Annotated in this window: 19 protein-coding genes and 1 tRNA gene; 7 read left to right on the top strand and 13 right to left on the bottom strand. The window is 62.2% G+C overall.

Going from position 1 to position 20,172, the window contains the following annotated elements; all coding sequences use genetic code 11:
* The first annotated feature begins 74 nt into the window (after positions 1-74).
* Genes VUN82_08670 through VUN82_08660 form a run of 3 tightly spaced genes read left to right on the top strand, consistent with a single transcriptional unit; the run spans position 75 to position 2,228 of the window.
* Complete coding sequence (locus VUN82_08670) at positions 75-863, top strand: alpha/beta fold hydrolase (GenBank protein ID XAS73891.1); 789 nt, start codon at positions 75-77, stop codon at positions 861-863.
* Positions 860-1,663, top strand: coding sequence for an alpha/beta fold hydrolase (locus tag VUN82_08665; GenBank protein ID XAS73890.1), 804 nt, complete (start codon positions 860-862; stop codon positions 1,661-1,663). Before VUN82_08670 ends, VUN82_08665 begins: the two co-directional genes overlap by 4 nt.
* The gene (locus tag VUN82_08660) at positions 1,650-2,228 is read left to right on the top strand and encodes a hypothetical protein (protein XAS73889.1); all 579 of its coding nucleotides are present in this window, start codon (positions 1,650-1,652) and stop codon (positions 2,226-2,228) included. Before VUN82_08665 ends, VUN82_08660 begins: the two co-directional genes overlap by 14 nt.
* A 30-nt stretch (positions 2,229-2,258) precedes the next feature.
* Here the strand turns inward: VUN82_08660 and VUN82_08655 are convergent, their stop codons facing one another.
* Positions 2,259-3,317, bottom strand: a complete 1,059-nt coding sequence (locus VUN82_08655) for an ROK family protein (protein XAS73888.1) — start codon at positions 3,315-3,317, stop codon at positions 2,259-2,261.
* Positions 3,318-3,505: 188 nt separating this feature from the next.
* Between VUN82_08655 and VUN82_08650 the strand changes: the two genes are divergently transcribed.
* The gene (locus VUN82_08650) at positions 3,506-5,320 is read left to right on the top strand and encodes a long-chain fatty acid--CoA ligase (protein XAS73887.1); all 1,815 of its coding nucleotides are present in this window, start codon (positions 3,506-3,508) and stop codon (positions 5,318-5,320) included.
* A gap of 86 nt (positions 5,321-5,406) precedes the next feature.
* On the opposite strand, the gene VUN82_08645 is transcribed toward VUN82_08650, so the two are convergent.
* The gene (locus tag VUN82_08645; protein ID XAS73886.1) at positions 5,407-8,802 is read right to left on the bottom strand and encodes a pyruvate carboxylase; all 3,396 of its coding nucleotides are present in this window, start codon (positions 8,800-8,802) and stop codon (positions 5,407-5,409) included.
* Positions 8,803-9,106: 304 nt separating this feature from the next.
* Between VUN82_08645 and VUN82_08640 the strand changes: the two genes are divergently transcribed.
* A complete protein-coding gene (locus VUN82_08640) occupies positions 9,107-9,916 on the top strand; it encodes a ParA family protein (protein ID XAS73885.1) in 810 nt (269 codons plus the stop codon).
* A 90-nt stretch (positions 9,917-10,006) separates the two neighbouring features.
* Here the strand turns inward: VUN82_08640 and VUN82_08635 are convergent, their stop codons facing one another.
* The 5 genes from VUN82_08635 to gcvH all read right to left on the bottom strand — a co-directional run bounded on the left by VUN82_08635 (position 10,007) and on the right by gcvH (position 13,082).
* Entirely contained in the window at positions 10,007-10,600 is a 594-nt protein-coding gene (locus VUN82_08635; GenBank protein ID XAS73884.1) for a MerR family transcriptional regulator, read from the bottom strand.
* Positions 10,601-10,837: 237 nt separating this feature from the next.
* Positions 10,838-11,341 carry a bifunctional nuclease family protein gene (locus VUN82_08630; GenBank protein ID XAS73883.1) on the bottom strand — a complete coding sequence of 168 codons (504 nt, stop codon included), beginning with the start codon at positions 11,339-11,341 and terminating at the stop codon, positions 10,838-10,840.
* Positions 11,341-12,057 (bottom strand): MerR family transcriptional regulator, encoded by a 717-nt coding sequence (locus tag VUN82_08625; GenBank protein XAS73882.1) that lies wholly within the window; start codon positions 12,055-12,057, stop codon positions 11,341-11,343. The genes VUN82_08630 and VUN82_08625 overlap by 1 nt, the downstream gene beginning before the upstream one ends.
* Before the next feature lie 23 nt (positions 12,058-12,080).
* Entirely contained in the window at positions 12,081-12,557 is a 477-nt protein-coding gene (locus VUN82_08620) for an FHA domain-containing protein (protein ID XAS73881.1), read from the bottom strand.
* A gap of 138 nt (positions 12,558-12,695) precedes the next feature.
* Positions 12,696-13,082, bottom strand: a complete 387-nt coding sequence (gcvH, locus tag VUN82_08615) for a glycine cleavage system protein GcvH (GenBank protein XAS73880.1) — start codon at positions 13,080-13,082, stop codon at positions 12,696-12,698.
* 117 nt (positions 13,083-13,199) lie between these two features.
* On the opposite strand from gcvH, the gene VUN82_08610 reads away from it, so the two are divergent.
* Positions 13,200-13,781, top strand: coding sequence for a hypothetical protein (locus VUN82_08610; protein ID XAS73879.1), 582 nt, complete (start codon positions 13,200-13,202; stop codon positions 13,779-13,781).
* A gap of 61 nt (positions 13,782-13,842) precedes the next feature.
* On the opposite strand, the gene VUN82_08605 is transcribed toward VUN82_08610, so the two are convergent.
* Positions 13,843-15,051, bottom strand: coding sequence for an MFS transporter (locus tag VUN82_08605; GenBank protein ID XAS73878.1), 1,209 nt, complete (start codon positions 15,049-15,051; stop codon positions 13,843-13,845).
* Positions 15,052-15,226: 175 nt separating this feature from the next.
* Between VUN82_08605 and VUN82_08600 the strand changes: the two genes are divergently transcribed.
* Positions 15,227-15,673 (top strand): MarR family transcriptional regulator, encoded by a 447-nt coding sequence (locus VUN82_08600; GenBank protein XAS73877.1) that lies wholly within the window; start codon positions 15,227-15,229, stop codon positions 15,671-15,673.
* Between the two features lie 159 nt (positions 15,674-15,832).
* Here the strand turns inward: VUN82_08600 and VUN82_08595 are convergent.
* The 5 genes from VUN82_08595 to VUN82_08575 form a co-directional block, all read right to left on the bottom strand.
* Positions 15,833-15,909 (bottom strand) — tRNA-Pro (locus tag VUN82_08595).
* A gap of 141 nt (positions 15,910-16,050) precedes the next feature.
* On the bottom strand, positions 16,051-17,601 hold the full coding sequence (gene der / locus VUN82_08590; protein XAS73876.1) for a ribosome biogenesis GTPase Der: 1,551 nt from the start codon (positions 17,599-17,601) through the stop codon (positions 16,051-16,053).
* 10 nt (positions 17,602-17,611) lie between these two features.
* Positions 17,612-18,361, bottom strand: coding sequence for a lysophospholipid acyltransferase family protein (locus tag VUN82_08585; protein XAS73875.1), 750 nt, complete (start codon positions 18,359-18,361; stop codon positions 17,612-17,614).
* The gene (gene cmk / locus VUN82_08580) at positions 18,351-19,064 is read right to left on the bottom strand and encodes a (d)CMP kinase (GenBank protein ID XAS73874.1); all 714 of its coding nucleotides are present in this window, start codon (positions 19,062-19,064) and stop codon (positions 18,351-18,353) included. Before cmk ends, VUN82_08585 begins: the two co-directional genes overlap by 11 nt.
* Positions 19,064-20,170, bottom strand: coding sequence for a prephenate dehydrogenase (locus tag VUN82_08575; protein XAS73873.1), 1,107 nt, complete (start codon positions 20,168-20,170; stop codon positions 19,064-19,066). Before VUN82_08575 ends, cmk begins: the two co-directional genes overlap by 1 nt.
* Positions 20,171-20,172: the final 2 nt, after the last annotated feature.

Genomic DNA, 20,172 nt, shown 5'->3' with positions numbered 1-20,172 from the left:
CCGGCCAAGCCGGTGGGACTCAACAGCAACCCTACTCCAGTGAGAAATATCGGTAGGAGTGACACGATGGAGCCATGACGGAACGCAACAAACCAGCCGCGCCGCTCGCTTTCCACCATCCCGGCCATGGAGCCAATGCTTCCACCGGAGTGGCCATCTGCCACGGATTTACGGGTAGCCCGCTGAGCGTCCTGCCCTGGGCCGAGTATCTGGCCGGGCAGGGATTTTCCGTTTCAGTGCCTTTGCTTCCCGGTCACGGAACCAGCTGGCACGATCTCGCCACCACACGATGGCAGGACTGGTACAGGACATTTGAGCGAAGCTATCTGGACCTTGCCGCCCGGACCGAGACGTGTTTTGTGGCAGGCCTGTCCATGGGCGGTGCTGTTGCCCTCCGCCTCGCTTCACTGCACGATGTTCCAGGCCTGGTCCTGGTGAACCCAGGGTTGAGTTTCTACGATCGCCGGGTCAGGTATGTCGGAGCACTCAAGTACGTCATGCCCACCACCTCACCCATTGAGGAAGAAAAACCGACGGCGGCCGCCACACAGGACGGTGACTACTCAAAGACGCCTTTGAAGTCAGTGCACGAACTGAAGAAGCTCTTCCGCCAGGCAACCCGGGCCCTCCCACAAATTCAAGCCCCGGCGCTGGTCTTCAAATCTTCAGTGGACGGCGTCATCCCGCCCACTTCCGTAGCTATGATCAGCAGGCATATGGACCCTTCCCGACTCAAAGTGGTGACCCTCCCGGCGAGCGGCCACGTAGCCACGTTGGATGTGGATGCACCCACCATCTTTGAAGAATCGGCGCAGTTTTTCCGTCAGCATGCCGCGGACAGAGTAGCCTCAGAGTCATCATGAAAATGCTTCCCGATTTCTCCCCGTTCCTCAGCAACTGGACTGGCCCAGGCCCCCGGGTTGGCGTCGTCATGTCACACGGGTTTACGGGAAGCCCCCACAGCGTCCGGCCCTGGGCGGAGCACCTGGCAGCGGCGGGATATGCCGTCAGGGTTCCGTTGCTCCCCGGGCACGGAACTACCTGGCAGGATATGGCCACGCGTTCATGGCGTGAATGGCACCGGGCCGTTGACGATTCCTACAGGGAACTGGCAGGCGAATGCGATTTCGTGTTCGCGGCTGGACTGTCCATGGGCGGAACGCTGGCGCTGCGCATTGCGGCGACACGGCCCGTGGCCGGCACCATTGTGGTAAACCCCGGCCTGGTACTTGATGACCCGCGCGCCGTGATCGTTGCGGCCCTCAAGTACGTCATGAAGAGCACTCCGGCAATCGCCAATGACATTTTGAAGCCGGACCAGGACGAAGGGGCATATTCCCGCACCCCGGTTGCAGCGGCCCACGAGTTGAAGAAGATGTACAAAGACACTGCCGCGCTATTGCCCCGCATCAGTTCCCCTGTCAGGGTCTTTCGCTCCACAGTGGACAATGTCATCTCCAACGCCAGCCTCGAATTCCTTCGTGCACGGGTCCAGGCGCCCGTTGACGTCACCTACCTCAGCAACAGCCATCATGTTGCGACCCTTGACAACGACGCCCCTGAAATCTTCACGGGAACCGTCGACTTCATCCAAAAGACCATGGCGGCCCTGGCCGGCGATGGGTCTTCCCTCGAAAAGGACAAAGCCGATGAACAGGCCTGATCCCAACTCTGCCGATCAGAGCGCCAACAAAGACGACGACGCCGTGTGGTTGGATTTGGTGGCCAGGCTGGAAGCAACGGAATCCTCACCCTTGGGTGAGGCCCCCGAACCGGGCCGGCCGGAAAGGGAACAGGCAGGAGCCGCGCCAGCCAGGGAAGACGCTCCGGCCAGGGAAGATGCCCCAAAGGGCTTCAGGGACTTTGATCCGCTGGGACTATCCTCTCCGGCCACGGCAGCGGCGCCTGATGCCCGGACGCCACAAGGAGAAAAGGAAGAATCAGACGGCAGGCCCCTGGGTCCCCGCGATTTCGAGGTGGACGACGACGACGGCGCCTTCGTGCCCGAGGAGCCTCCCAGCCTGGTGGGAACGGACCCGCTGACCATGCTGGCATGGATTGGCGCTGTGGGCGGCCCCCTCGCCCTGCTTTTTACGGCGATGTTTTGGCGTTCGGCACCCTTGCTGGCCATCCTTGGCATAGTGGTTGCCTTTGCGGCCTCGGTCGTTTACCTGATCATGCGCCTACCGCATGAGAAAAACGAGGACGACGACGGCGCACGCATCTAGGTGCGCGCGCCCACTTGGTTGTCGGCCGGCTTAGCTGTGGGCACGGCCGCTGACCCTCGAAAGGTCAGCAGCGCCGATCATGCCTGCGCGGGGTCCCAGAGCGGCGAGCTCAATCCTTGCCATCGGACGGAATCCACGCCCCGTCAAATTCCGGGCGAATGCCTCACGGGCCGGTCCGGCGAGCAGGTCCCCGGCGTCGCACAATCCGCCGCCAATCACGAACATCCCGGGATCCAGTGCCGCCGCCAGGTTGGCCAGCCCCAAGCCCAACCATTCACCTTGGTCCGCCAACAGTTCCCTTGACGTAGAGTCGCCGGCCAGCGCCAATGTTGTAACTGCAGCGCCGGTGATGCTCTCCTCCACACCGCCTGCGCGTTCAAGGAGTGCGCGGCCCTCAGGCGAGTTGGTTCGCACCAATTGGCGGGCCTCACGGCCGAGGGCGTTCCCCGACGCGTATTGCTCCCAACAGCCACGATTGCCGCATTCGCAACGGTGCCCGCCGGGGAAAATGATCTGGTGACCGAATTCGCCTGCCACACCGTAGCGGCCGCGTTCAACCCTCCCGTCCATCACCATTGCGCCGCCGATGCCCGTGCCCAACGTGATGCACACCAGGCGGCTCTCACCTTGGCCGGCGCCAAAGCGCCACTCCGCCCAGGCGGCTGCGTCGGCGTCGTTCGTTAGTAAGACCGGCCGCCTCAACAGATTCTGAAGGCTTTCCCTCAGGGGCTCGTTGCGCCAGGCAAGGTGCGGACTGAACAGTACCGTACCGCCGTCGAGGTCCATCCAACCCGCCGCGCCAATACCAACGGAGGCAATCCGGTGGTCCGCGCTGAGTTCGTCAACCAGTTCCACGATGGTCTGCTCCACGGCGCGGGGGTCCGCGCCCGGCGTGGACCTGCGCGCCTCGGCGAGGATCCTGCCCTCGGCGTCAACAACGCCGGCAGCTACCTTGGTGCCGCCGATGTCAATGCCGATGGCCAGCCCCCGCCTGCCCAAATGACTCCTGCGTCCAGCCCAGGGAACGTCCTTCCAGGCAGCGACTGGTGGCCGGGGCCGGGCACGGGAACTGGACCGTAATGAAGGCATCCCAACATCCTATTCTGCCGGGCCCGGGCAGGCAGACATCGCCAAGCGCTGGATAACGCCGAGTTGCTCGAAACGGCCGGTCATCCGTAAAGTTACTCGCCAGTAGGTTAAATAGGACACACCCCCGCGAGTGGGCATACTAGAGTGAAAGCAGCCTCTCGCGGCCCATGGATATCAAAGGAGCTACCGTGCGTGAATTCAGTGTTCCGCCTCTTGTCAATGTTGCCCCTGAAACCAACATCACGGACCTCGTCGTCCGGGCCGCCACCAAGGCTTCCAACCCTGCACTTTTCGCCAAGCTGGACAGCAGCGCACAGTGGCAGGACATCCGGGCCACGGATTTCCTTGCCGACGTCAAGACCTTGGCCAAGGGCCTTATCGCCAGTGGCGTGGGCGCCGGCGATCGTGTTGGCATCATGTCGCGTACCCGTTATGAATGGTCGCTGGTTGACTTTGCCATCTGGTTCGCAGGAGGCGTTTCTGTCCCAATTTACGAGACCTCTTCCCCATCGCAGGTGGCTTGGAACCTGGGCGATTCCGGCGCTGTGGCCGCCTTCGGTGAAGCCGCCCACCACGAGGACATCATCCGGCAAGCTGTTGCGGCCGAAGACATCCAGTCAGTGGCCAACGTTTGGCAACTTGAGGGTGCCGGCCTTGACGCCCTGCGCACCGCCGGCACCAGTGTCACAGATGAGGAACTTGAGACGCGCCGCTCCGCTGCAGGCTTGACGGATCTGGCCACCATCATCTACACCTCCGGAACCACAGGCAGGCCCAAGGGCTGCGAGCTGACCCACGGAAACTTCGTGGAGCTGTCCGAGAATGCACGTGCGGCACTGGGCGAGATCATCAACGAGTCAGCCAAGACCATTATGTTCCTCCCGCTGGCCCACGTCTTTGCACGGTTCATCTCCGTGCTGGCCGTGGCAGGGGGCGTCAAAGTAGCCCACACGCCGGATATCAAGCATCTGCTGGCCGACCTCCAGAGCTTCCAGCCAACGTTCATCCTTGCGGTGCCGCGCGTCTTCGAGAAGGTCTACAACTCGGCGCTGACCAAAGCCGAGGATAGCGGCAAGGGCGCCATCTTCCACCGTGCAGTGGACACCGCGATCGAGTACTCCAAGGCGCGCCAGGCCGGTTCCCTGGGCTTGGGGTTGAAGCTCAAGCATGCAGTGTTCGACAAACTCGTCTACGGAAAGCTCCGCGACGCCATGGGCGGACATGTGGCACACGCTGTTTCGGGTGGCGGCCCCTTGGGCGAACGCCTGGGCCACTTCTTCCAAGGCATTGGCCTGCAGATCCTGGAGGGATACGGCCTGACGGAAACCACGGCGCCCATCTCCGTCAACACACCCTCGATGATCAGGATCGGCACCGTGGGCGCCCCGCTTCCGGGCAACGCCGTCAAGATCGCAGACGACGGCGAAATTCTCGCCAAGGGCGTCTGCGTTATGCGTGGCTACTACAAGCGCGAAGACCTCACGCAGGAAACCTTTGCCGCCGACGGGTGGTTCCGCACCGGGGACATCGGTGAGCTGGACAGCAACGGCTTCCTCAAGATCACCGGGCGCAAGAAGGAAATCATCGTCACGGCCGGTGGAAAGAACGTGGTTCCTGCGCTGCTGGAAGACCAGATCCGCGCAGACGCCCTGGTTTCCCAGGTCCTGGTAGTAGGCGATAACCGTCCGTTCATCGGCGCTTTGGTGACCTTGGATGAGGAGGCGTTGCCGGGATGGCTGGAACGCCATGGACTTCCATCCGGTACCTCCTTGGAAGAAGCTGCCGGGAACCCGGTGGTAAGGGCTGCGGTCCAGGACCTCATCAGCAAAGCCAACCAGTCCGTCTCCCAAGCGGAGGCAATCAAGTCCTTCCGAATCGTCCCTGCCGACTTCACCGAGGCTTCAGGCCACCTCACTCCGTCGCTGAAGGTCAAGCGCGCACAGGTCATGAAGGACTTTGACGCCGTGATCGAAGAGATGTATTCGGCGCCCCGGGCGCAGTAGTACTGAACACGGCACAGCAAAAACGCCACCGTAAACGAAAAACCCCTTCCGGAATTCCTCCGGAAGGGGTTTTTGTTGGTGGATCGTTAGCCGATCACCAGCAGCAAATCGCCGCCCTGGACCTGCTCCACCGAGGAGATGGCGAGGCGGGAGACCGTGCCGGCCACCGGCGTCGTGATGGATGCTTCCATCTTCATTGCCTCGATCGTGGCAACCGTATCGCCGGCCTTGACCACATCGCCTGCTTTGACCGTGACGGTAACCGCCCCGGCGAACGGGGCTGCAACCTGCCCGGGCTGTGCTGGGTCGGCCTTCTCTGCCGCCTTGACGTTGCTCACCACGGAACGGTCGCGGACAACCACTGGACGCGACTGGCCGTTCAGCGTACACATCACCGTACGCATGCCCTTTTCGTCAGCTTCGGACACGGCCTCAAGCTGGGCAATGAGGCGGACGCCCTTCTCCAGCTCGATCACGTGCTCCGAGCCCTGCTGGAAACCGTAGAGGTAATCACGGGTGTCCAGCACGGAGATATTGCCGTAGGTCTCCACGCTCTTGAGGTAGTCCTTGGTAGGACCTGCGAAGAGCAAGCGGTTCAGGGTGTGCTGGCGGGTCTTCGAATTACCCTTCAGCGCGGCGCTGTCCTCTGAACTGATCTCAACGTCCCGGACCTTGATGCTGCGGCCTTGAAGGGCCTTGGTACGGAACGGCTCGGGCCAGCCTCCGGGAGGATCTCCGAGTTCGCCGGAAAGGAAGCCGATGACGGAGTCCGGGATGTCGTAGTTCTGCGGGTTCTCGTTGAAGTCCGCAGGGTCAGCGTTCAGGCCGACAAGGTGCAGTGCGAGATCGCCCACCACCTTGGAGGATGGAGTCACCTTGACCAGGCGGCCCAGGATGCGGTCTGCCGCCGTGTACATGTCCTCGATGGCTTCGAACTGCTCCCCCAAGCCCAAGGCGATGGCCTGCTGGCGAAGGTTGGACAGCTGGCCACCTGGGATCTCGTGCTGGTACACACGGCCTGTGGGACCCGGCAGGCCGGACTCGAAGGGCGCGTAGACCCGCCGAACCGCTTCCCAGTAAGGCTCCAGTGCACCGACGTTGGCAAGACTCATCCCGGTGTCGCGCGGTGTATTGGCCAATGCTGCCACCAGCGCCGAAGCGGCAGGCTGGCTTGTAGTCCCGGCCAGGGAGGCAGCAGCGACGTCAACGGCGTCCACACCGGCGTCGACGGCCGCCAGAAGCGTTGCGAGCTGGCCACCGGCGGTGTCGTGCGTGTGCAAGTGCACGGGCAGGTCGAAACGCTCTCGCAGGGCGGAGACGAGCTTGGCAGCCGCGGCGGGACGCAGGAGTCCTGCCATGTCCTTGATGGCGAGGATGTGGGCACCGGCGTCGACGATCTTCTGGGCAAGGTCCAGGTAGTAGTCGAGGGTGTACAGGTCCTCGTTGGGGTCAAGGAGGTTGCCGGTGTAGCAGAGTGCGACCTCTGCGACGGCAGTCCCTGTTGCACGCACAGCCCGGATTGCCGGGGCCATCTGGTTGACGTCATTGAGGGCGTCGAAGATGCGGAAGATGTCGATGCCGGTAGCCGCTGCTTCGTTGACGAAGGCCTCGGTCACCTCTTCCGGGTAAGGAGTGTAACCAACAGTGTTCCGTCCACGGAGCAGCATCTGGATACACGTGTTCGGCAGTGCCTGCCGCAGAGCAGCCAAGCGGTCCCAAGGGTCCTCGCCAAGGAAGCGGAGCGCGACGTCGTACGTTGCACCACCCCAGGCCTCGACGGAAAGCAGCTCCGGCAGCAACGCCGTGACGGCCGGGCCGGCAGCCACGAGGTCGCGGGTACGGACACGGGTAGCCAGCAAGGACTGGTGGGCGTCACGGAACGTGGTGTCCGTGACGGCGACTGCCTGCTGCTCACGCAGCGCTTTCGCAAAGCCCTCAGGGCCGAGCTCCCGGAGCTTCTGGCGCGAACCGGACGTGGGCACCGGTCCCTCGATCACGGGCAGCTTGCTGGCGGGGTCGGAGTGGACCTTGAGCTCACCGTTCGGCTTGTTCACAGTGACCTCGGCCAGCCACGTGAGCAGCTTGGTTCCACGGTCGGCAGAGATGTGCGACTTGAGCAGTTCAGGGCGCTTGTCGATGAAGTCCGTGGCCACGTTCCCGGCGTTGAAGTCCGGATCAGCGAGGACGGCTTGCAGGAAAGGAATGTTCGTGGACACGCCACGAATGCGGAATTCCGCCAGGCCACGCCGCGCACGGGCAACTGCAGCCGGGTAATCGCGGCCACGGCAGGTCAGCTTGACGAGCATGGAGTCGAAGTGCGGGCTGATCTCGGCACCGGAGTAGACGGTGCCGCCGTCGAGACGCACGCCCGCGCCACCTGCGGAACGGTAGCCGGTGATCTTTCCGACGTCCGGGCGGAAGCCGTTGGCCGGATCCTCCGTGGTGATGCGGCACTGCAGGGCGGCGCCCTTGATGGATACTGTCTCCTGGCTCAGGCCAAGGTCCGCGAGGGTCTCACCCGAGGCAATACGCATCTGTGCCTGCACGAGGTCCACATCCGTGATTTCCTCGGTGACAGTGTGCTCCACCTGGATGCGCGGGTTCATTTCGATGAACACGTGCTGGCCTGCACGCTCGCCTTCGGTGTCTACCAGGAACTCAACCGTTCCGGCGTTGACGTAGTTCAGGGCCTTGGCGAAGGCCACGGCGTCACGGTAGAGCGCCTGGCGGATGTTTTCATCCAGGTTGGGCGCCGGCGCGATTTCCACTACCTTCTGGTGGCGGCGCTGCAAGGAACAGTCACGCTCGAACAGGTGCATGACGTTACCCTCGGCGTCGGCCAGGATCTGCACTTCGATGTGGCGCGGGCGCAACACGGCCTGCTCGAGGAACATGGTGGGATCGCCGAAAGCAGCATCGGCCTCGCGCATGGCGGACTGCAGGGCTTCGGGGAGGGCTTCACGGGTCTCCACGCGACGCATGCCACGTCCACCACCGCCGGCAACAGCCTTGGCGAAGATCGGGAAGCCGATTTCGTCGGCTGCCGCGATCAGTTCATCGAGGTCCTTTGAAGGCTTGCTCGACTTCAGCACGGGGACACCGGCCTTGCGGGCAGCTTCCAGGGCAGCAACCTTGTTGCCTGCGAGTTCCAGGACCTCGGCAGGCGGGCCCACGAAGGTGATTCCCGCGGCCTTGGCCGCACGGGCCAGGTCAGGGTTTTCCGAGAGGAAGCCATAGCCGGGGTAGATGGCGTCGGCGCCGGCTTCCTTGGCGACGCGGACAACCTCCTCGACGTCCAGGTAGGCGCGGACAGGGTGGCCCACCTCGCCGATCAGGTAAGCTTCGTCGGCCTTCTGCCGGTGGATCGAGTTGCGATCCTCATGCGGAAAGACGGCTACGGTCTTGGCGCCCAGTTCATAACCAGCGCGAAACGCCCTGATCGCGATTTCGCCGCGATTGGCCACCAGAATTTTCGAAAACATACTTCTCCTGCATCATTGCGGGTGGATCGGTCGGTGGTCACAGTGTGTAGTGCCGCCAGCATCAAACACAAATCTTTGTGGCAACCATCACAATGGAATCGTCATCTGGGCTGTATATGCGTGCGCGCGACTCCCCACCGTGCTAATGGCCGCAGCATCCTCCGGCACCCGGGCGCGTAGAAAGCGGGAATCCACGGCCCCGCCCCATATGATGTTGGAGGGGCTTCGGCAAGCCCCGGCTCCGGCGGTCCCGGAGCGGAAAACAGCGCGATACGGCAACCGGCGTTAGGTTTTGGGTTTTCAAGTGCAAGTAGTCAGCATCAGCAGCCTCAAAGGCGGAGTGGGAAAGACGTCAGTGACCACCGGCCTGGCGTCCGCGGCCCTCGCGGCCGGCATTCCAACCCTCGTGGTGGACCTCGATCCCCATGCCGACGCTACGACGGCACTCGGCGTCCAGCGAGGTGACCAGTTGGACATTGGCCGCATGCTCAAGAGTCCCCGGAAAGCGAAACTTCCCGAGAACGTCGCCAGCAGCAGCTGGGTTTCCAACGGTTCCAGCGGCGGCAAGCTTGACGTTGCTGTTGGATCAGCGTTCACGGGTATCTATGACCGCCCGGATCTCGGCCGCCGCGACCTTCGCAGGCTCTCGGCCGTTCTTGCAGGAACCACCAACTATGAACTGATTCTTGTGGACTGCCCTCCTTCGCTGAACGGGCTCACCCGCATGGCATGGAGCGCCAGCGACCGCGTAGTGCTCGTGGCCGAGCCCGGCCTGTTCTCCGTGGCCGGTACCGAACGGACCATGCGCGCCATCCAGTTGTTCCGACAGGAATTCGCTCCTCATCTGGCGCCAGCGGGAATCGTCGCCAACCGCGTTCGCACCGGCTCAGCAGAGCACACCTTCCGGCTGTCCGAGATGGAGTCCATGTTCGGCGAGCTGCTCCTGACGCCGCACATTCCGGAGCAGGCAAACTGGCAGCAAATCCAAGGCGCAGCCCACTCCGTGCACCACTGGCCTGGCGATTCAGCCAAGAACTCCGCAAAACTCTTCGACGCACTCTTGCAGAGCCTACTTGAGGGTCAAGCCGGCTTGCGGAATCGCCAGCAGCGCTAGCCCCCACGCGCCAGCCATATGACGGAAGAAGCCGCACCCTCTATCCAAGGGGCGGCTTCATCCGTTACCAAGACATCCAGTTGGGCTTATTTAGCCGATACGGCGGGCAACGCGCCGCTTGCTCAATTCGTCGTCCGGAAAGGACTGCTCGGCGGCGTGCTCGCTCGGAAGCGCGGCAAGGCTTCCCTCGACTTCCCGCCATACACGTCCCACCGCGATGCCAAAGACACCCTGTCCGCCTTGCACGAGGTCAATGACTTCGTCGGCAGAGGTACATTCGTAAACACTGGCGCCATCGCTCATCAGCGTAATCTGCGCAAGGTCTTCAACACCACGCTCGCGAAGATGCTCCACGGCTGTGCGGATCTGCTGCAGGGAAACACCGGTATCAAGTAGTCGCTTGACTACCTTGAGCACCAGGATGTCGCGGAATCCATAGAGACGTTGCGAGCCGGAACCCGCAGCACCACGGACGGCCGGCTCAACCAAACCGGTGCGCGCCCAATAGTCCAGCTGTCGGTACGTGATACCTGCAGCCTTGCAGGCAGTGGGCCCGCGGTAGCCCGCGTCCTCGTCCAGCACTGGAAGGTCCTCTGTGAAGAGCAAACCTTGGGCGCCGGATGCGGGCGCAGCAATGCCGGTCGAGGCCTGCTTCAGCTCGCCTGCTTCGCCTTTCGGACTCACGTGACCTCCTTGTTCTCAGTTCCCTTGGGGACGGTGCTTACCACTGATCACAACGCCGAAATTCAGCCGTGTAATTCCCACAAGTCGGCACCTTCCAGTGTGACTTGCGCGGGCAGTGTATGCAACGGGAACTTGATACCTTCGACGTTAGGCCCGGGAGGGCGTTAGGTCAAAGACCTCGGGCGCAAAATCCGGTCGTGTCGAAAGTTTCACCCTCAACTTTAGGCTTAGGGTGATTCAGCCTTCGAAATCCTCAGGTTCCACGTCGTCCAGGAACTCGCGGAAACGCCGCATTTCACGTTCTTCGTCCACACTGGGATCCGGCTCTGAATCTTCGCCTTCGTCATGCTCAGTGATCCGGACTCCTGCTTCCTCCATCACCGCATCCGCGCACCAAATGCGGCATTTGGCCCGCAATGCAAGGGCCAACGCATCGGAAGCGCGCGAACTCACTACAGTGCCATCGTCGAATTGCAGTTGCCCGTAGAAGATGTTGTCTTCGACCGCCACGATGTTAACGCTGATGATTGAATGCCCCAAGGATTCTACGACGTCAATCAGGAGATCGTGGGTCATCGGCCGCGGTGGGACCACACCTTGCTGGGCCAGGGCAATGGCGCTGGCCTCGGGTGTTCCAATCCAGATGGGGACATGCCGTTCACCCTTGATCTCCCGCAGGAGGACCAAAGGCTGGTTGGACGGCAGTTCGATCCGGACGCCGACAATTTCAACTTCGATCATCAGGTGTCCATCCGGGAGATACGGTCGTGGACGAGCGCCCTGTGCAGCGTCAGGCACAGTTCGCTGATTTCACGTGCTGCTTCGGCAGCCCGTGCTTGGGAGGCGGCGTCGCGCCTGGACGTCAGGGGCGCAACCGCTCTCTCCACCAGGCCGAACTCACGCTCGGCTGCAGCCTGGAACGGCCGGAGATGGCGCGGCTCCAAACCATGACCCTCCAACTGGACGCAGGCACGCGCAACCTGGAGGGCGTGTTCGTCGAACTTGCCGCCAACATGGCTTATTAGTCCGAAGCTCAGGAGCGACTCCAGCAAGGGTACGCTTGCACCCGATTCGGCCCGGAGCTGCTCCTCGGTCAATGCGCGGGCACGGCCTTGGATTTCGGCAGCCATTTCCGCCGAAACTACCCGGGGTGACACCGTGACGCCTGGAGGCAGGTTTTCGGGACGCTCCCCGCGATCGATCGCGTCCAAGTAATCCTTGATGACCTTGAGCGGCAAGTACTGGTCGCGCTGAAGGGCAAGGACGAAACGGAGGCGCTCAACATCACTGTCCGCGTACTGCCGGTACCCGGCAGGGGTCCGCTTCGGATTAATGAGGCCCTTTTCCTCAAGAAAGCGGATTTTGGACGCAGTCATCCCTGGGAAGTCGTCGCTCAACTGCGCCAGGACTTCCCCGATGTTCAGGACCTGCGGTCCGCGACGTTCCGGCTGGGCCATTGCCACAGGCAGGTACCCCGGGGTCAGACTTGGCCCGCCGGGCGGCCAGGGCTGAAGTAGTAGGTCAGCCGGAACTTGCCGATCTGCACCTCATTGCCACTCTTCAGCAGCACCCGATCCACGCGGTCGTGGTTCACATAGGTTCCATTGAGGCTACCCATGTCCACGAGTTCGAAGCCCGTTGGGGTGCGGTGGAACTCCACGTGCTTGCGCGACACCGTGACGTCATCCAGGAAGATGTCTGCGTCCGGGTGCCTGCCGGCCGTAGTGGTATCTGCGTCCAGAAGGAACCGGGCCCCCGCGTTTGGTCCGCTGTGCGCGATGAGCAAGGCAGAGTCCGGCGGCAGGGCATCAACGGAGGCACGCTCTTCGGGTGCAAGCCGGGGTGCAACGCTTGGCTCGTCCCACGTTGGCGTGATGCTGATCGAGGTGGTCTCCGACGTGGGTTGCTCTTCCGCGCCCCTTCCGACATTGGCTTGGTTCTGTTCGCCGCCAACCATGGAATTTCCTCCTCATCCGCCGGCAATTCCAAACCTTGCCGGCCACTTCCGCCTCCCGGTACCGCCGGGCAAATCGGTTGCTGGCCCGCCTTCCCGCGTCCTTGGCTAAAAGAATGCAGCCGGGCGGGCCAGATAACTTTAGCCTACCTGTTGTTCGTACTCCGATGCACTGAGCAGGGAATCCACTGCATCGGCTTCTGCCAGCTTTACTTCAAAAAGCCAACCATCGCCGTAAGGATCAGAGTTGATCAGTGCCGGATCCTGGTCCAAAGAGTCATTGCGGTTAATGACTTCACCGCTAACGGGAGCATAGATATCACTGACGCTCTTGGTGGACTCAACCTCCCCAACAACTTCATTCCCGGTGATCTTTGTCCCGGGTTCGGGCATCTGGGCGTATACAACGTCACCCAGGGCGTCCTGCGCGAAGTCGGTAATACCAATCCGCACCACGCCATCGGCGTCAGGGGCAGAAACCCACTCGTGCTCTGCGGTGTAGGAAAGATCGGCTGGAATATTGCTCATGGGTCGCCTTTCATCGGGACATTTACGGATCTCGACGGCGGCCCGGGCATCCGGCCACCGCTGAAAGTATAGGCACAATTCCCCTGTGCCTGATGAGGTCTCTGCCATGATTGACCCATGACTGAACAAGCACAAGTACCGGCTCGGAAAAAACGCAATTGGGGCGTCAAAATTATTCTGATCCTGGTGGCATTGCTTGTCGCTGTGGCAGCCTACTTTATCCTTGGGGCCATTCTGCCCCGTTGGTGGTCCGACGTCATCGCGGGGCAGATCCGGCGGGACCTCGGCGCGAGCGTATTGGTGGGCATGTTCTACGGCTTCGTCTTCACCTTCGTTCCCCTCGTGGTGGCGTGGCAGGCAACCCACAAGGCTGTCTCCTGGCCGTGGAAGATCGTCATCCTGCTGGCGGCTGTCGCAATCGCCACGCCGAACCTGCTGACGGCAGGCATTGTGTTCGGTTCCACCGAATCTGCGCACGCCGGCCAGCGCACCTTGAGCGTGGATGCCGGATTCTTCACTACGTGGACGGGGATCTCGGCGGTAGCGGCTGCGGTGATTTTTGCGGTGGTTACTGTTCTTTGGGCCCTGTGGCGCCGGCGAGGCAAGCAAATGCGGGCGTTGAGGCAGGCTGAGAGCGAACGAACCAAGGCTGCGAAGAGGGCAGAGCAGGAAGCCCGGGACGCTGCACCCAACCCCTAGGACGCGAAAGCCCGCCACGGATTATTGTCCGTGGCGGGCTTTTTGGGTTTGCAGCCCAGCGTCAGGAGACTGCCGCCCCCTGAGGTTCGCGTTCGACGTCGGGCCTGGTCTTTGCTGCTCCAACTTCCTTGCGCTTGGCTGCTGCGGTGGCAGCAAGCATGACCAACAACGCGGCTACAGTAATCGCGGTCCCTGCCCAGATGGGCGAGGTGTAGCCCAGACCAGCCGAAATGGTGACCCCTCCGAGCCAGGCGCCCAGCGCATTCCCCAGGTTGAAGGCGCCAATGTTGGCCCCGGATGCCAGGGTGGGAGCGGAGGAGGCAAAGTGCATCACGCGCATCTGCAGACCGGGGACGGTAGCAAAACCGAAGCCGCCCATGAGGGCCAGCGAGATCAAGGTAGCGATGCTGCTGGACGCGGTGAGGGCGAAGAAGCCCAGGACCAGCACCAAGCCGGCGAGGATTATGACGAGGGATCCGTCCAGGTTTTTGTCGGCCGCCTTCCCGCCCAGGAAGTTGCCGACGAACAGTCCGCCACCGAAGAGCACCAACAACCATGGGACGGCGCCCGGCTCAAACCCGGAAATTTCAGTAAGCGTGAATGCGATGTAGGTGAACGCGCCGAACATGCCGCCAAAGCCCAAAATCGTCACGACGAGGGACAGCCAGACCTGGCCGGATTTGAAGGCTCCCAGTTCGCTTCGGAGGCCTTTGGTCGGCTCCGTACTCCCCTTCGGCACCATCAGCGCTATTCCGAGCAGTGCCACCACGCCGATTCCGGTGATGGCCCAGAACGTTGAACGCCAACCCAGGTTCTGGCCAAGGAGGGTACCGAACGGAACGCCGAGGACGTTGGCGGCAGTAAGTCCTGTGAACATGATGGCAATGGCACCGGCTTTTTTGTGCGGAGGAACCAGGCTGGCTGCCACCACAGAGCCGATTCCGAAGAACGCACCGTGGCACAACGCCGCAATGATGCGGCCTACAAGCATCGCCGTGTACGAGTCGGCGATGGCGGAGAGGAAGTTGCCGACGATGAACAGAACAAGCAGCCCAACAAGGACGGGCTTGCGCGGAAGTCTGGTAACGGCGGCAGTAACCAGAAGGGCGCCGACTGTCACGCTTAGCGCATAACCGGAAATGAACCAGCCCGCTGAGGCCTCGCTCACTTGGAAATCTGCCGCTACTTCCGGCAAAAGGCCCACGATGACGAACTCGGTTAATCCGATGCCAAATCCGCCAAGGGCGAGGGCTATCAACCCTGCGGGCATGTGGAACTCCTTAGTTGGGTGGCTCCCAAAAGCAAGGTAGATGTGCGCCTCTGGAAACCCGTAGAATAATAGTTGCAGACGCTGTATATATAGTTGCACACGCTAGATAATTGCGCAAGCAACTACTTTCGATCGGCTGCACTGATACGCAAACCAAGGCAGGAGCACAATAAGCATGGGCATCAAGGATGACGCCGTAGAAGTACGCGCACAGGGATGGCGCACCCTCGCTGCCCTGCACGGAAGCATCGAGGCTGAACTCGAGAAAGCACTCCAGGCTTCCACCGAGCTGTCGGTCGTCGAATACACAGTTCTTGACGCCCTGAGCCGCCAGGACGGATGGCACATGCGCATGCAGCAGCTTGCCCGGGCCACGGCTCTTTCCAGCAGTGCAACCACCCGCCTGGTCAACCGCCTGGAGGACCGGGGACTGCTGACGCGGATCCTCTGCGCGGATGATCGTCGTGGGATCTACACCGAGCTCACGGTCGCCGGCCAAAAGCTGCTTGAGGCAGCAAAGCCTGTCCATGATGAGACCTTGGCGTCGGCCCTGGAAGCCGCTGAGCAGGTTCCGGAACTCGAGCCCTTGGTACGCGCACTGGGAGCCCTGCAGAAGGCCTGAGTTTCGACGTCGGAGTTGGCCAGTCCCGCACTTGTTCGCTCTCCTCACCGCACAACGGGGAGAGAAGCGAACAAGACCGGGTTTGGCCGCCGCATACGCAGATTCGGGCTTAACGACCAAAGGCCGGAACCCCGCGTTTCCGCGTGATTCCGGCCTTTATGGTCGGGCTGACAGGATTTGAACCTGCGACCCCTTGACCCCCAGTCAAGTGCGCTACCAAGCTGCGCTACAGCCCGCTGGTTCCACCGTTCTCCGCCTAGGTTTTCCTCCGAAGAATCCCACCTAAGCAGTCCGGCCGAACCACCTCCAAAAGCTTACACGAAGTTGGAGGGTGCCAATGCCATCAGAGCCAAACTCGACTGTGATGCCCGTCTCATTTAGCGCTTCTTGCCGCGCTTCTCACGGACACGCATGTTGACCTCGATGGGCGTGCCTTCGAAGCCGAACGTTTCGCGCAAGCGACGCGTGATGAAGCGGCGGTATCCGGGGTCCAGGAAACCGGTGGTGAACAGCACGAATTTCGGCGGCCGGCTGGAGGCCTGGGTGCCGAAGAGGATGCGCGGCTGCTTGCCACCGCGAACCGGGTGCGGGTGGGCAGCAACCAGTTCACCGAGGAACGCGTTCAGGCGGCCAGTGGGGATACGGCGGTCCCAGCTCTCCAGCGCAGTATCCAAGGCAGGAACCAGGCGGTCCTTGTGCCAACCGGTTTTCGCGGAAATGTTGACCCGGGGAGCCCACTCAACGTGGGCCAGGTCCTGCTCGATTTCACGCTCGAGGTAACGGCGGCGTTCGTCGTCCAGCAGGTCCCACTTGTTGAACGCGAGTACCAGCGCACGGCCGGACTCAATGGCCAACTGCAGAATGCGGACGTCCTGTTCGCTGAGGACCTCGTCCACTGCGAGGAGCACGACGGCGACCTCCGCCTTTTCGAGGGCGGCCTGCGTACGCAGGGACGCGTAGAAGTCGGCGCCCTGTGCCATGTGCTGGCGCCGGCGGATACCTGCGGTGTCCACGAAGCGCCACGTGCGGTCGCCAAGTTCAATGAACTCGTCAACCGGGTCACGCGTGGTGCCGGCCAGCGGATCAACCACTACGCGCTCGGAGCCTGCAAGCTTGTTCAGCAAGGAGGACTTACCCACGTTCGGGCGACCGATCAGGGCGATGCGGCGAGGACCGCCGGAGCGCTCCACACCTTCCACCAAGGAATACTCGGGAAGCGTGTCCATGACGTGGTCCAGGAGATCGGCTACGCCGCGGCCGTGAAGGGCGGACACCGGGTAAGGCTGGCCGAAACCAAGGCCCCACAATGCAGCGGAGTCAGCTTCCTGTGCGAAGTCATCCACCTTGTTGGCCACCATGATGACCGGCTTCTTGCTCTTGCGCAGCATCTTCATGACGCCTTCATCCGTCGCAGTCGCGCCAACGGCGGAGTCCACCACGAAGAGAACAGCGTCGGCAAGCTCAACAGCCATTTCGGCCTGCTCGGCAACTCGGGCGTGGATGCCCTTGGCATCGTGTTCCCATCCGCCGGTGTCTACCAACGTGAAGTTACGGCCATTCCAACGTGCGGAGTACATGACGCGGTCGCGGGTAACACCCGGGGTGTCCTCCACGACGGCTTCGCGGCGGCCAAGGATGCGGTTGACCAAGGTGGACTTGCCCACGTTCGGGCGGCCGATGATGGCCAAAACCGGGTCCAGCTTGAGGGGACCTTCGTCGCCTTCGTCGTCGTAATCGCCGCTAAGCAGCGCTGCGTCGTCTTCGTCGAGGTCGTAATCATCCAGGCCGGCCCGGAGGGTGGCCGCACGGAGTTCGGCCTCTTCATCGTCCAGGGCAGCCAGGTTTTCAGCCACCTGGTCGGTGCCGGTGGGCGTGTATTCGTCGTCGCCGGCTCCGTGGAGGCCGGATTTTTGAGTCGTATCGCTCATTGCACGTTCCTTAATGGTGGTCTGCCGGCGTCCCGGCTACTTCTGTTTGGCGGTGCTGCGTTGTGGATGGTCCGGACGGAGGTTCCTGGGGAAGGCCCTGCCCTGTAGTCCTGACTGCATCCTGGATGTGTCCGGCCAGTGCATCGCGGATTGCCGCAGCCGCCCTGTCCATTGAAACACGCCCCGGTTCGCCCTTCCGGCGCTGCACCGTGAGGGGTTCGCCGAAGCTGACATACAGCCTGCGGCGGGGTTTGGGAATATGGTCGCGGTGCTCATCACCCGCACGGGTTCCGAGAATCGCGACGGGTATGACCGTGGCGCCGGAGTTGATAGCCAGCCAGGCGACACCATTGCTGATGTTGTCAGCGGAGCCGCTCCCCCGGGTTCCTTCAGGAAGGATCCCAACGCAACGGCCGGCGTCGAGCAATTGCTTGCCTATGTGCAGTGCGCTGCGGTCACCGCTTCGGTCCACCGGAATCTGCCCTGATCCCCTGAGGACGCGGCCCAGGAATCCCTGGAACATCTCTTTCTTGACCAGGATGTGCATGGGGCGCGGCGAAGCGCCGAACATCACGGGACCGTCGAGGAAGCTGATGTGGTTGCCTGCAAATATCACTGGACCAGCAGCTGGTATGTTGCCCTTGCCCGCCACGACCGTCCGATAGATGACATGATCCAGGATCCAGCCAACGGGACGGCTCCAGATGCCTGTCCACTTGGCTGGAAGGAGTGGTGCTGAAAGCTGGTTCTTAGTCGCCATAGATGACCTTGCTAACGATCGCCAGGGCTGTTTCCACTGTTTCCTCAAAGTCGAGGTCCGAGGAATCGAGGGTTACAACGCCGTCGGCCGCTTGGGTGAAGTTCACCACCGTGGAGTCCTTGGCATCACGCTGTGTCACCTGCGCGGCAAGCTGTTCCTTGGTCTGCGTACCGCCCAACTGAATACCACGACGCCGGAGCCTGGCTTCTTCACTCGCGGTCAGGAGCATACGGACCTCGGCGTTGGGTGCAACCACCGTGGTGATGTCGCGTCCCTCCACCACCATCCGGTGATGGTGTTGGTCGATGAGCTGGCGCTGGCGGCGGATCAGCTCCGTGCGGGCACCCAGCGTAGTAGCGACGGCGCTCACGGAGGACGAAATCAAGGGATCGCGGATTTCATCTGTGATGTCGGTGCCGTCTACTGCCACATACTCGGTAGCCGTGCTGGTACTGATCTCCAGGGGCATAAGTTTGGAAGCCTGCTCCACCGCAGCGCCGTCCTGGAGGTCGAGGCCTGTTTTGAGGCAGTACCACGTGAGCGCGCGGTACATCGCACCGGTATCCAGGTACGCCAGCTTCAAGCGCCGGGCAACTTCCTTGCTGACGCTGGATTTGCCCGACCCCGAGGGGCCGTCGATCGCGATCACGAGCGGCTTGCCGGGGCGGGCAACTGTCTCCGGCCCAAAGAATTCACGCGTCATTACTGGAGTACCCGCCATCCACGATCGGTCAAGGCTTCAACAAGGAGGTCGTGCTTGCTCGGCAGGACTGAGAGCTCCACCATGCCCACGTTCTGACCCGAGGAGTGATCGAGCCGGAGGTCTTCGACGTTCACGCCGATCTCGCCAATTTCGGTAAGGAGCTGCGCGATCTGTCCGGGCTTGTCATCCACGAGGATCGTAAGCCAGGAATACGCTTGTGGAGGCCCGCCGTGCTTGCCCGGAATCCGGGCCTGCCCGGCGTTCCCTTCGCTGATGAGCTGTGCAAGATCCAACCGCGCTCCCGGTGCAAGCGGCGCTTCCAAAGTCCCAATCAATCGATTTAGGTCCTCACGAACGCCGTGCAGGATGGAAACAACCTTTTCCGCATTGCCACCCAGTATCTGCACCCAAAGGGTGGGATCACTGGCAGCGATACGCGTTGTGTCCCGCAACCCGTTCCCGGCCAAGGACAGGGCATGCAAGGGCGTTCCCTGCAAACGGCTCGCCAGAAGCGAAGACATGATCTGCGGCAGATGAGACACCAGAGCGACCGCTTCGTCATGCTCATCAGCGGTGAACTGGGAGACGATTGCTCCCAAATCCCCCGCCAGCGAACGTGCCGTGTGCACGGCGTCGGTGTCGGTTTCCTCCGATGGGCAAACCACCCAGGGCATGGATGTGAAAAGCTCGCCCCTGGCCGCAACGGGCCCCGACTTTTCCCGTCCGGCCATCGGATGGGTCCCCACATACCTGGCCAAATCCACGCCGCGCTCCCGCAATTGGGATTGAATAGTGGCCTTAACGCTGGCAATGTCAACGACGACGGCGGAAGGGTAGTCCGCCAGGGCCTTCTCCACGACGTCGGCCGTCACGTCAGGCGGTGCAGCGACAACAACCAACTGAGGTTGCTCATCAAGCTCGGCCAACGGCCTGCCGGCACCAATGTCCACCGCGACCGCCTGGTTGGTCGGCGAGGGGTCGAAAAGGAAAACCGGAACACCGCGTCCGCGCAGGCCGAGGCCAATGCTGGCTCCAAGCAGGCCTGTACCAAGAACCACGACCGGGCCATCAAGATGGCCGCGGCCGTGCGAGCGGAATGCCGACATGC

The organism is Micrococcaceae bacterium Sec5.1 (assembly GCA_039636795.1).
Lineage (GTDB): Bacteria > Actinomycetota > Actinomycetes > Actinomycetales > Micrococcaceae > Arthrobacter.
The sequence above is the reverse complement of the archived record's forward strand: the minus strand, read 5'-3'. Positions and strand labels throughout refer to the sequence as shown.

Bases quoted from the DNA above. Each gene is read 5' to 3' on its own strand.
- VUN82_08585 (XAS73875.1), bottom strand. From the start codon at position 18,361: ATGGCGACTAAGAACCAGCTTTCAGCACCACTCCTTCCAGCCAAGTGG.
- der (XAS73876.1), bottom strand. From the start codon at position 17,601: ATGAGCGATACGACTCAAAAATCCGGCCTCCACGGAGCCGGCGACGAC.
- VUN82_08630 (XAS73883.1), bottom strand. From the start codon at position 11,341: ATGATCGAAGTTGAAATTGTCGGCGTCCGGATCGAACTGCCGTCCAAC.
- VUN82_08670 (XAS73891.1), top strand. From the start codon at position 75: ATGACGGAACGCAACAAACCAGCCGCGCCGCTCGCTTTCCACCATCCC.
- gcvH (XAS73880.1), bottom strand. From the start codon at position 13,082: ATGAGCAATATTCCAGCCGATCTTTCCTACACCGCAGAGCACGAGTGG.
- VUN82_08605 (XAS73878.1), bottom strand. From the start codon at position 15,051: ATGCCCGCAGGGTTGATAGCCCTCGCCCTTGGCGGATTTGGCATCGGA.
- VUN82_08665 (XAS73890.1), top strand. From the start codon at position 860: ATGAAAATGCTTCCCGATTTCTCCCCGTTCCTCAGCAACTGGACTGGC.
- VUN82_08655 (XAS73888.1), bottom strand. From the start codon at position 3,317: ATGCCTTCATTACGGTCCAGTTCCCGTGCCCGGCCCCGGCCACCAGTC.
- VUN82_08645 (XAS73886.1), bottom strand. From the start codon at position 8,802: ATGTTTTCGAAAATTCTGGTGGCCAATCGCGGCGAAATCGCGATCAGG.
- VUN82_08620 (XAS73881.1), bottom strand. From the start codon at position 12,557: ATGGTTGGCGGCGAACAGAACCAAGCCAATGTCGGAAGGGGCGCGGAA.
- VUN82_08575 (XAS73873.1), bottom strand. From the start codon at position 20,170: ATGTCGGCATTCCGCTCGCACGGCCGCGGCCATCTTGATGGCCCGGTC.
- VUN82_08660 (XAS73889.1), top strand. From the start codon at position 1,650: ATGAACAGGCCTGATCCCAACTCTGCCGATCAGAGCGCCAACAAAGAC.
- VUN82_08625 (XAS73882.1), bottom strand. From the start codon at position 12,057: ATGGCCCAGCCGGAACGTCGCGGACCGCAGGTCCTGAACATCGGGGAA.
- VUN82_08610 (XAS73879.1), top strand. From the start codon at position 13,200: ATGACTGAACAAGCACAAGTACCGGCTCGGAAAAAACGCAATTGGGGC.
- cmk (XAS73874.1), bottom strand. From the start codon at position 19,064: ATGACGCGTGAATTCTTTGGGCCGGAGACAGTTGCCCGCCCCGGCAAG.
- VUN82_08600 (XAS73877.1), top strand. From the start codon at position 15,227: ATGGGCATCAAGGATGACGCCGTAGAAGTACGCGCACAGGGATGGCGC.